This window comes from Bartonella sp. AA89HNZF (genome assembly GCF_042196905.1).
GTDB lineage: Bacteria > Pseudomonadota > Alphaproteobacteria > Rhizobiales > Rhizobiaceae > Bartonella.
This window is the reverse complement of the sequence record NZ_JBHIRD010000013.1, coordinates 46,914-57,585: the sequence shown is the minus strand read 5'-3', so window position 1 is coordinate 57,585 and position 10,672 is coordinate 46,914. Positions and strand designations below refer to the sequence as shown.

The following is a 10,672-nucleotide window of genomic DNA, read 5'->3' as shown; positions in this document are numbered from 1 at the left end:
TCTTCCCATGATCAACGTGACCAATCGTACCAATATTAACATGCGGTTTTGTTCGTTCAAACTTGCTCTTCGCCATTGCTATTAATCTCTTGTTTTATTCCCTATTTTTATTAGCACCTAGGGACAGTTCTGCAAAACTTAAGTCTGACCAGACTGTAAACAGCCCAATCACCACAACTCTTAGACGGAAAACCCCACCAAATCTATAAATGGAATATCCTCCATCATACCTATTTGCCCAATCATCAACAACCATTTGGAGCGGGTAGCGGGAATCGAACCCGCATATTCAGCTTGGAAGGCTGCTGCTCTACCATTGAGCTATACCCGCATGACCCACGTACTAACTCTCCTTCGATGAATGGTGGAGGGGGTTGGATTCGAACCAACGTAGCATACGCAACGGATTTACAGTCCGCCCCCTTTAACCACTCGGGCACCCCTCCATTACACCGATAAAGTCGCGCAATGAGACATCACGACAACCATCTTGAATACCCATTCAATTCAATCTGATTGCGAAGTGGTTATGACGATTACTATTGTATCTGTCAACAGAATAAATACAATTCTGTACAAATTTCCTGCTCATAATTTTAAATCATAGATTTTTTCTCTCTATTTTTCTTATTAACACGTTATAAAGAAGCTATGAAAGAAAAAACATCACAAAATTCTCATTATGCTCGTTTGCGTCGCCGATATCGCGATACAAAAGGCTCTCTTTCTCGATCTTTTACACACCCAAAGAAGAAAGCTGCTTCTTTACAGCAAGAGATCATCCATCTTTATGGCATTCATTCTGTTCAGGCTGCTTTAGAAAACCCAAAAAGAATTTTAAAATGTCTTTACGTTACACAAAATGCCTTAAAACGATTAAATATATCCGAATCAGATTATCCTTGCTCTGTTACATTATGCACGCCCAAATATCTTGATTCGCTTGTTGGAAGTGAAGCAGTTCATCAAGGTGTTGTGTTGGAAACTCTCCCCCTCAAACCATGCAAACTGTCGGAACTAACCAATACTGATCTGGTCATTGTCATGGATCAAATTACCGATCCACATAATGTTGGCGCTATTATGCGCTCTGCAGTCGCATTGAAAGCTAAAGCACTTATTACAACTTGCCGTCACTCTCCCCACGAAAGCGGTGTTCTTGCGAAAGCAGCATCTGGAGCTCTGGAAATGATTCATTATATTACCGTACGAAACCTTGCTGAAGCTCTTCAAGAACTTCATCAAACAGGTTTCACAAGCTTTGGTCTCGATTCAGAAGGTGAACAACCTCTAGAAACAGCATTAAAAGGAAATAAAATTGCTCTTGTTTTAGGAGCAGAAGGTAAAGGCTTGCGTAAAAAAACACGCGAAACCGTTTGCGCTTTAACACGCCTTGATATGCCTGGACATATTAAATCATTAAATGTTTCAAATGCAGCAACAATAGCTCTTTATGTGGCACATCAATATCTTAGATTCTAGTTTTTAATTTTTTGTGAAACATCAAAAAAACCAACCAACAAAAAACCCGCAAGAAATCCGCCAATATGAGCTTCCCATGCTATTGAGATGCCATTTTCTTCAAACAAAATAGAAGAAATACCTATGATAAAATCAGTCGTCAGCCATACACTCATATAAACAAGAACCCCCTTAGAACACAGAGCTTTTTTGACAGACAATAAAGGTCCCAAAAGTTTTTCGTTCTGCGCATTGACAGCTAGATTACCACTAGGAAAACCGTAACGTGCAATAGCACCCATCATTCCAGATACGGCACCTGACGCCCCAATAAGTGATATGGTACTTTCTTGATGAAATGTAAAATAAGTCAAAACAGAAATAACTGCCGTTAACACCCAAAAAATTAAAAAACGTAAAACACCAAAATGCCTTGCTAAAGGAGAGCCGAAAACCAAAAGCCAAACCATATTAAGAGCAACATGTTTAAAACTACTATGCATAAATGAATAACTTACCATGGTATAACAAAATGCTACAGGATGCCTCTTAAACAATGCTGGTATAAATGAAAAAAACTCAAGGCTTTCAACATAAACATGATGAGAAAAAAAATACTGAGAAATGCAATAAAGACAAAAACAAAATGCTATCAAAACAACTATAATAAATGGAACATTCAATAAGGGTTCTTTAGGTTGTTTCGGCAATCGGGAAACATCATTATGTTGGTGACTAGAAACTTTCATTGTATAAAATCTCGTATTTTTTAGAAAATGGGTTATTCTTTATACAAAATAAATATACCATTCCCAGTGATGCAGAATCTTCTCAACGCCTCCGAAGCCCCTTTTTAAATTTTCAATAGCTCTACATGAAAACACGTGTATTTTATACAAAAGATTTTAAAAAGTATGGATATCAAGAATATGATTTACAAACTTAGTGGTATCCTGCTTACTTAAATGTGAAATTACCATGCAATATACAAGAACTTACGAATAGACAAACTCACTATGAGGTGGTGTATAATAAAAATATATAAACATTCTTTTCTTACTAGAAATATATTGATTATTGCATTTCTTAAACAAGCTATACCTCGATTGATAAACTTTACAGAATCTTAAATCTCAATTTTTCCATTAATATGGCCTGCATTGCTTCTACGCTTTGAACGAAAAACGACATCTCTATGAGAAAAAATACCAATACAGCGTTCTCTAGATATAATAATTGGTGTTTCATGATGAATTACTTACTTGATAGTCTGTTTCCCTCATACATGCAAAAGCGTCAGTTCATCTCTTTAACAAATATAAACAAGCCTTTCATTTCAACCTTTAACAGATATAATTCAAGAACTATCTCTTATGAAACACTGAAAAAATATGTTGATTCTAATGATGCATCTTTGAATTTAAACAGTTCATGACGGAATTTTTTATTCCTTTCTCAGACAGTCTTATTGACACATCCGCCACTTGTAACGCGCAAGAAAATAGTTTGGATTATTTAATATAAAAAATTAAATGAGGTAATCATAGGAATTTGCTATTAAGTTGTAAAATGATAAAGGACTATTATAAATCAATGTATTATAAATAGATAACACACTAATTATTGAAGAGAACGATCTTGAGAATTCTGCTTGCAATCCTTTAACCACACATCATAAATAGGATGCTCAACAGCGTTCAAACCAGGACTATCTGCAAACATCCATCCTGTAAAAATACGCCGTATTTTTTTATCTAATGTTACTTCATTGACTTCAACAAAACCAGTTGTACGCGTGGGTTCATCTTTAGAACTCGTATAACATGCACGTGGTGTTACCTGTAATGCGCCGTACTGATAAATTTTACCAAGAGTAACTTCAAAACGTGTGGTCCGTCCCGTGATTTTGTCAAGACCTGCAAAAACAGCAATTCCATTGCTAATACGCTCAGCCCGCACTCCATTATTTAAGGATAAAAACACTAAAATTCCCATAAAAAAAATATATATAAAATGCCTCACCCCTAACAATAAAAAAAATCTCATCATATCAAAATCAATCGCACCTTAAAAAATAATTCTTTTCATAACATAGAGTCAAATAAGACAAAAATACACACGTACATTAAAAAACATGTTATTTTTTAGGTGACCAAGCATCATAATCTTCATGCACACAAGAATGCTCTCCATTGAAAGTGATAGCCCCCTTTGGTCGATAGCCCTCACTTGTTCCTGTCATATTTGCAACATGAGGCTTTTCCCATTCATAAGGATGATAATCCTCTTGTGTTGGTGGACACTCACAGCGATGATGAATCCAGCCGTGCCAACCTGGTGGAATAGTAGAGGCTTCAGAATAGTCTTTATAAATAACCCAACGATGCGGATAACCATCCTTATGAAGTCCTCCTTCATAATATATATTTCCAAACTGATCTTCCCCTATCCGCTTACCTTTGCGCCATGTGAAAAAACGCGTACCAATGGTATTGCCATTCCACCATGTGAAGATTTGCTTTAAAAAACGAGCCATCTGCTATTCCATTCATTTAGTGCGCTCATGAAATTAATCGTTTGAATAAAATTATTAACGATTGAAATTATCGAAAAAGTTACTAGTAAATTCAACTACAATTCCAATTGATAGGTTAACGTGCTATCCTTTAATTTCAAGAAGATATCATATGTATGGCTTCTTCTCCACCCCATAAAATTTAATCTATGCCAAGTTTCATCTTAACCAATTCATTAACAGCTTGGGGATTTGCCTTACCACCTGTTGCTTTCATTACCTGTCCAACAAACCAACTAGCTAAAGCAGGTTTGTGCTTTGCTTGCGCAACTTTATCAGAATTATTGGCAACGATCTCATCAACAGCTCTTTCAATAGCCATTGTATCCGTTACCTGCTTCATATTTCGCTCTTCTACAATTTGGCGTGCATCTCCCCCCTCATTCCAAATAATCTCAAAAAGATCTTTGGCAATTTTTCCAGAAATAACTCCTTCTTTTATAAGATCAATAATGTTTCCCAATTGATTTGGCGATACTGGTGACTCTTCAATCTCACGATTATCTTTATTTAAAGCCCCTAAAAGGTCGTTAATCACCCAATTGGCAACTATTTTTCCATCACGCCCACGCGCTACTTCTTCAAAATAATCAGCAATAGCCTTTTCTGTCACAAGAATGGAAGCATCATACACTGTCAATCCCATTTCCTTAACAAAACGTGCTTTTATAGCGTCAGGCAACTCTGGTAAGTCTGCTGCCAAAGCATCCACAAATGCTTGATCAAATTCTAATGGTAAAAGATCAGGATCAGGAAAATAACGATAGTCATGTGCTTCTTCCTTTGAGCGCATAGAGCGCGTTTCACCTTTAGCGGCATCAAAAAGCCGAGTCTCTTGATCTATGACGCCTCCATCTTCTAAAATTGCGATCTGACGACGCGCTTCATACTCAATTGCTTGGCCAATAAAGCGAATAGAATTAACATTCTTGATTTCACAACGCGTTCCAAACTTTTCACCAGGACGACGAACGGATACATTGACATCCGCACGCATAGAACCTTCATCCATATTACCATCGCAGGTGCCCAAATAACGAACAATTGTACGCAATTTTGTCATATAGGCTTTGGCTTCATCTGATGAGCGCATATCAGGCTTGGAAACAATTTCCATAAGAGCAACACCAGAACGATTAAGATCCACAAAAGACATCGTTGGATGTTGGTCGTGCATCGATTTTCCAGCATCCTGTTCAAGATGCAACCTCTCAATTCCCACTTCTATATCCTCAAATTGGCCATTCGAATCTGGACCAACAGATATGATAATCTTCCCCTCTCCTACAATGGGATAGTGAAACTGAGAAATCTGATATCCCTGCGGTAAATCTGGATAAAAATAATTTTTGCGATCAAAAACAGATTTTAAATTAATACGCGCCTTTAATCCTAACCCCGTTCGAATCGCTTGACGAACACACTCTTGATTAAGAACAGGCAACATACCTGGCATAGCTGCATCAATAAGGGATACATGATTGTTTGGCTCTGCTCCAAATTTGGTGGATGCTCCTGAAAAAAGTTTCGAATTTGATATGATTTGCGCATGAACCTCCATGCCAATTATGACTTCCCAATCACCTGTAACTCCAGAAATAAAACGCTTAGAATCAGGAATACGCGTATCAATGATGCTCATTGCCAATCCATTACCAATATTTAAAATTCACTCATGGCTTATCTAAAACCATTCTCAGTGCAATCCTAGGATATAAATCTTACAACACAAGCCCGATTTTATCGGGCTTGTGTTGTTTGCATAAATATTAAGCTTTTTTAGGAGCCTTTTTCTTAACTGATGTTTTCTCTGCGGACTTTTCCTTCACTGCAGATTTTTTCTTTGCTGGCTTTTTTTCAATAACATCTGATTCGTCATATTCTTTCATCAACTCTTCAACCGTCACTTCTTTATCCGTGACTTTTATCTGTGCCAATAAATGATCAATGACCTTTTCTTCAAAAATTGGAGCACGCAGATTTTCAACAGCTTCTGGCGTCTTACGGAAAAAATCCATAATTTCTTTCTCTTGTCCAGGATACTGGCGAACCTGATCAAAAACAGCTGCCTTTAGCTCATCCTCACTAACTTTAACACCAACCTTTACTCCAATTTCAGAAAGCACTAAACCAAGTCGAACACGACGCTGTGCAAGGACACGATATTCCTCCCTTGCCTTTTCTTCTGTAATACCTTCATCTTCAAAACTGCGCCCAGCCTTTTTCAAATCATCATTAACCTGAGCCCATATATTGCTAAACTCAATTTCTAAAAGCTCTTCAGGAATCTCAAAATTATAATCAGCATCTAAAGCATCAAGAATTTGACGCTTAATTTTTTGACGTGTCATTGAACCATATTGGCTTTCAATCTGTTCACGAATGACCTCACGTAAACGATCTAGAGATTCTAAACCAACTTTTTGCGCTGCTTCATCATCAACTTTTAATTCATCTGGTTTAAAAACAGCTTTAACAGTAATATCAAACTCTGCTTCTCTTCCCGCCAAATGTGCCGCACTGTAATTATCAGGAAATTTAACAGAAATCGTTTTTGCATCCCCAGCCTTCACACCGACCAATTGCTCTTCAAAGCCAGGAATAAATTGTTTTGACCCAAGAATCAGTTGTGAATCACTATCTGTCCCACCTTCAAATGGAACGCCTTCAAGCTTACCTTGATAATCTATGGTAATACGATCACCTTCTTCAGAAGCCCCCTCTTTTAGTGAATAATTACGTGTAGAAGAAAGGACGCGTTTGACTTGATCATCAATCTCCTGTTCAGGGATAGTTGCAATTTCACGGATAACTTCAATATGTTTAAAATCTTTAATGTCAATTTTTGGTAAAACTTCATACTTTAAACTAAAAGTAAAATCAGCCTTGCCATCTAGAATTTTTTCATCTTCATCTATGTCAATTTTTGGCTGCATCGCTGCACGTTCATTACGGTCCGCTAAAATAGAACGAGGCGCCTCACTGAGTATCTCATTGAGAATCTCCGCCATAAAGGATTTACCATACATTTTTCGCAAATGCCCACTAGGCACTTTACCCGGACGAAAACCATTAAGCTTGATTTTTCCCTTGGTATCATCCAACCGTTCATTCAACTTTTCTTCTAAATCTTTCGCTGGAACCACGATCTTAATTTCGCGCTTCAGTCCTTCATTAAGCGTCTCGGTAACCTGCATTAAACACCTTCATTTTTCTAAGGAGAGGGATATGCCCACTCTAATAATCATTACATTCTAACACTTCGAGTGTTACATTACCATGAAGCGGAATTCCAGACACGTAGAAATCCGTAGCACTTAAGGGATTGCTTTGGTGCGGATGGAGGGACTCGAACCCCCACGGTCTCCCGCCAGAACCTAAATCTGGTGCGTCTACCAATTTCGCCACATCCGCCAAACTGACAAGCTAATAACCTTATACAAGCGGCGTCTCTATACCATTAATTACAGAAAAAAAGCAAACAAATATATTAAAAAAAACAAAATCTACGCTTTTCATACACGGCTGCTTACGCTAAAAGTCGATTATGTTAAAGACATTTGATACTCCAATCCATATCATAGGTGGCGGCCTTGCAGGGTGTGAAGCAAGCTGGCAAATCGCTCAGTCAGGAATTTCTGTTATTTTGCATGAAATGCGACCCCTAAAAAAATCAGATGCCCATAAAACCGATCATTTAGCAGAACTAGTTTGTTCAAATTCATTTCGTTGCGATGATTCATCAACAAATGCCGTAGGACTTCTCCATGCTGAAATGCGATTAGCGAAATCATTAATTATGAAAGCTGCTGATACCAATAAAGTCCCTGCAGGGAGTGCTCTTGCCGTTGACCGTGATGGATTTTCAAAAACCGTCACAACAGCACTAGAAAACAACCCTCTTATAACAATCAAACGTGAAGAAGTTCAAAAAATTCCTAAAGCTTGGAAACATGTTATCATCGCAACAGGTCCCCTTACCTCATCTGCACTTGCTCAAGAATTACAAGCAATAACCGGAACAGAATCGCTCTCTTTTTTTGATGCTATTGCACCTATTATCCATACCGATAGTATTGATATGAATATTTGTTGGTATCAATCTCGCTATGATAAAATTGGTCCTGAAGGAACAGGAAAAGATTACCTTAATTGTCCCTTAAATAAAGAACAGTATGAAACATTCGTTCAAGCGTTAAAAAATGCCGACAAAACAGAGTTTCGTGACTTTGAAAAAACACCCTATTTTGATGGGTGCCTACCCATTGAAATTATGGCTGAACGCGGACTTGAAACTTTAAGACATGGACCTATGAAACCTATGGGCTTAACCAATGCCCATAACCCTACAGTTAAACCTTATGCTGTTGTTCAATTACGCCAAGATAATAAACTTGGAACGCTTTATAATATGGTCGGCTTTCAAACAAAACTGAAATATGGTGAACAAATTCGCATTTTTAGAACGATTCCCGGTCTTGAAAAAGCAGAGTTTGCGCGTCTTGGTGGTCTTCACCGCAATACCTACCTCAACTCGCCAATCATTCTTGATCAAACCCTTCGTTTAAAACAAAAAAAACGACTACGCTTTGCAGGGCAAATTACCGGATGTGAAGGTTATGTAGAATCAGCGGCAATAGGGCTTCTTGCTGGACGTTTTGCTGCTGCCGAATATCATCATAACTGTCCTTGCCTACCCCCACAAACTACAGCATTCGGAGCCCTATTGCATCATATTACGGGGGGGCATATTGTAATAGAAGAAACAGAAAGACAATCCTTTCAGCCAATGAATATCAATTTCGGACTCTTTCCCCCTATTACTTCTATTAAACATTCAGAAAAACGCTTGCCAAGTAAAGAAAAAAAATTAGTAAAAAAACAAGCCATAACAGCGAGAGCTCTCAATGATTGTACTCAATGGTTAGCAGATAAAGAATCAAAGAGCTCCTGTTTATAAAAAACATACGATTCGCCTCTCACCTACTGAATAGATCTTTATGACTCTCGTGAAAAAATCATTCTAAAGCCTTTTAAAGACTACCTCCCCCAATCAATAAATACTACCCTACGTTTCATCATTTATTCAATTTTGCAGGTGCTGTAAAATAACTTTTTGCTATAAAAAAACTTTACTGCTATCAACAATTTAATATGATTTAATGACTAAAAACAAAATAATCATATAAATATATTATGAATAATCAAAAAAATAAATAGATGAAAAATACACAATTAATACTCTATTATCTTTACTAATAGTTTTTATATTATGTAATGTATATTATTTTATAAGAGCCATTTTTTTGTTTTGTAACCTCCTCCCTCAAAATTTGTGATATTCTCTCATTTTAACTCTTGTATGATGAAAAAAAACGCTCGCCTGCATATCACAAGTAAAATAAAGACAGGAAGAAAAAATATTTTAAGACAGAGCCTAATCTCTCTTTCATTTCAAGCACCAAGAAAAATCACAATATTAAAAAAGAAAAAGAATGATGATGCTACTTTATTAATTTACAATGAATTGATTTATAATAATAATTTGTATCTTTCTATATTGCATGAAAAACCTGAATATCGTAAAATTCTTTTATTTCAAACTCATCTTATAGTAAAACAATGAAAATCATCCGCTTGGTGCTTCGCAAGCGAAGCTAGTGTGTAAATAAAGAACTATGAAAAAATGAATAAAACTACTCCTTGTGAATCCATCTCAAATACTGAAAGCTCGTCACAACAGTATAGGAACTGAAAATAGCATGACGACACCCCCCTTACTCTTTTATTAAGCGTAAAAATGGTGCTATATAATAGCTTTTATACACTTCATAGAGCTTTTCGTCTTACACTATTTACAGGTCTTTATTTTTAAATAAAGATCAAGCACTTTAAGGTATAATAAAAGCTCCCATCACATTTTATAAACGATACAGTACTCTATTCCATTAAAAATGGCTAAAAACAACCCACTCCAAATCTACGGTATTTTACGCAATATTTGAAATCATTTAAAAATACCAAAATATATAAATAAGAAAAATACCGCAAAGATTCAGAATTTTTATATGAAAAACGAGCATAACACATGTGTTAAAAAAAACCCGCTTATAAATAAATCGGGTTTTTTTAATGTAGCCTAAATTATTTTTTATTAACTGCTTCTTTAAGGCTTTTTCCTGCAGAAAACTTGGGTACAGAACGTGCTGGAATATCGATTTCAGCACCCGTTGAAGGATTACGCCCCTTTGTTGCCGCACGATGAGAAACTTCAAAAGTGCCAAAACCTGGAAGACGAACATCTCCCCCTGAAGCTAAAGCTTCTGTTACAGAAGCCATAAAAGCATCCACAACAGCACCAGCTTGCGCTTTCGAAACACCTGCCTTTTCAGCAACGGAGCTAACCAATTCACTTTTATTCATAAAATATTTCCTTTCCCTATATTACCTGACAACATGACTTAATCATGTTATTGCTCAGTTTATTGAAAAGTACAGCAAACAGAAGTCTTATTTTTATCCAAAACATTGTTTTTTTAGCAATAATCATAGTTATTCACGGAATTTTTCACTTTTTCCAACAAAAAACAGAATAATAACCTCAAAAACACCTTCTACCACCTAAAAAATGCCGTT

Annotated in this window: 8 protein-coding genes, 3 tRNA genes and 1 pseudogene; 2 read left to right on the top strand and 10 right to left on the bottom strand. The window is 36.6% G+C overall.

All coding sequences use genetic code 11. From position 1 onward, the window contains the following. The 3 genes and pseudogenes from ACFIN0_RS06910 to ACFIN0_RS06900 form a co-directional block, all read right to left on the bottom strand. Positions 1 to 76 (bottom strand): annotated as a pseudogene (locus ACFIN0_RS06910) (elongation factor Tu); the annotation flags it as partial. A 181-nt stretch (positions 77 to 257) separates the two neighbouring features. Continuing rightward, positions 258 to 331 (bottom strand) — tRNA-Gly (locus ACFIN0_RS06905). A 31-nt stretch (positions 332 to 362) separates the two neighbouring features. Beyond that, positions 363 to 446 (bottom strand) — tRNA-Tyr (locus ACFIN0_RS06900). A gap of 205 nt (positions 447 to 651) precedes the next feature. Here ACFIN0_RS06900 and ACFIN0_RS06895 point away from each other — a divergent pair. Next, positions 652 to 1,482 carry a TrmH family RNA methyltransferase gene (locus ACFIN0_RS06895; RefSeq protein WP_375702183.1) on the top strand — a complete coding sequence of 277 codons (831 nt, stop codon included), beginning with the start codon at positions 652 to 654 and terminating at the stop codon, positions 1,480 to 1,482. Here ACFIN0_RS06895 and ACFIN0_RS06890 read toward each other — a convergent pair. From ACFIN0_RS06890 to ACFIN0_RS06865, 6 genes are all read right to left on the bottom strand, one after another. Beyond that, on the bottom strand, positions 1,479 to 2,210 hold the full coding sequence (locus ACFIN0_RS06890) for a rhomboid family intramembrane serine protease (protein ID WP_375606234.1): 732 nt from the start codon (positions 2,208 to 2,210) through the stop codon (positions 1,479 to 1,481). The genes ACFIN0_RS06895 and ACFIN0_RS06890 overlap by 4 nt on opposite strands. 871 nt (positions 2,211 to 3,081) lie before the next feature. After that, positions 3,082 to 3,507 carry a DUF2155 domain-containing protein gene (locus ACFIN0_RS06885; protein WP_375606465.1) on the bottom strand — a complete coding sequence of 142 codons (426 nt, stop codon included), beginning with the start codon at positions 3,505 to 3,507 and terminating at the stop codon, positions 3,082 to 3,084. Positions 3,508 to 3,598: 91 nt separating this feature from the next. Continuing rightward, on the bottom strand, positions 3,599 to 3,997 hold the full coding sequence (locus ACFIN0_RS06880) for an NADH:ubiquinone oxidoreductase subunit NDUFA12 (protein WP_375606235.1): 399 nt from the start codon (positions 3,995 to 3,997) through the stop codon (positions 3,599 to 3,601). A 181-nt stretch (positions 3,998 to 4,178) separates the two neighbouring features. Then, entirely contained in the window at positions 4,179 to 5,678 is a 1,500-nt protein-coding gene (gene gatB / locus ACFIN0_RS06875; protein ID WP_375702182.1) for an Asp-tRNA(Asn)/Glu-tRNA(Gln) amidotransferase subunit GatB, read from the bottom strand. 127 nt (positions 5,679 to 5,805) lie between these two features. Continuing rightward, positions 5,806 to 7,233 carry a trigger factor gene (gene tig / locus ACFIN0_RS06870; RefSeq protein ID WP_375702181.1) on the bottom strand — a complete coding sequence of 476 codons (1,428 nt, stop codon included), beginning with the start codon at positions 7,231 to 7,233 and terminating at the stop codon, positions 5,806 to 5,808. Positions 7,234 to 7,367: 134 nt separating this feature from the next. Continuing rightward, a tRNA-Leu gene (locus ACFIN0_RS06865) sits at positions 7,368 to 7,450 on the bottom strand. 133 nt (positions 7,451 to 7,583) lie between these two features. On the opposite strand from ACFIN0_RS06865, the gene trmFO reads away from it, so the two are divergent. Next, positions 7,584 to 8,996: a methylenetetrahydrofolate--tRNA-(uracil(54)-C(5))-methyltransferase (FADH(2)-oxidizing) TrmFO gene (trmFO, locus tag ACFIN0_RS06860; RefSeq protein WP_375702180.1), complete on the top strand. Its 1,413-nt coding sequence runs from the start codon at positions 7,584 to 7,586 to the stop codon at positions 8,994 to 8,996. A gap of 1,184 nt (positions 8,997 to 10,180) precedes the next feature. Here the strand turns inward: trmFO and ACFIN0_RS06855 are convergent. Next, positions 10,181 to 10,459, bottom strand: coding sequence for an HU family DNA-binding protein (locus ACFIN0_RS06855; protein WP_273791158.1), 279 nt, complete (start codon positions 10,457 to 10,459; stop codon positions 10,181 to 10,183). Positions 10,460 to 10,672: the final 213 nt, after the last annotated feature.

Excerpts from the sequence above, each read along its gene's own strand:
- tig (WP_375702181.1), bottom strand. The coding sequence starts at position 7,233 with ATGCAGGTTACCGAGACGCTTAATGAAGGACTGAAGCGCGAAATTAAG.
- gatB (WP_375702182.1), bottom strand. The coding sequence starts at position 5,678 with ATGAGCATCATTGATACGCGTATTCCTGATTCTAAGCGTTTTATTTCT.
- ACFIN0_RS06885 (WP_375606465.1), bottom strand. The coding sequence starts at position 3,507 with ATGAGATTTTTTTTATTGTTAGGGGTGAGGCATTTTATATATATTTTT.
- ACFIN0_RS06890 (WP_375606234.1), bottom strand. The coding sequence starts at position 2,210 with ATGAAAGTTTCTAGTCACCAACATAATGATGTTTCCCGATTGCCGAAA.
- ACFIN0_RS06895 (WP_375702183.1), top strand. The coding sequence starts at position 652 with ATGAAAGAAAAAACATCACAAAATTCTCATTATGCTCGTTTGCGTCGC.
- ACFIN0_RS06855 (WP_273791158.1), bottom strand. The coding sequence starts at position 10,459 with ATGAATAAAAGTGAATTGGTTAGCTCCGTTGCTGAAAAGGCAGGTGTT.
- ACFIN0_RS06880 (WP_375606235.1), bottom strand. The coding sequence starts at position 3,997 with ATGGCTCGTTTTTTAAAGCAAATCTTCACATGGTGGAATGGCAATACC.
- trmFO (WP_375702180.1), top strand. The coding sequence starts at position 7,584 with ATGTTAAAGACATTTGATACTCCAATCCATATCATAGGTGGCGGCCTT.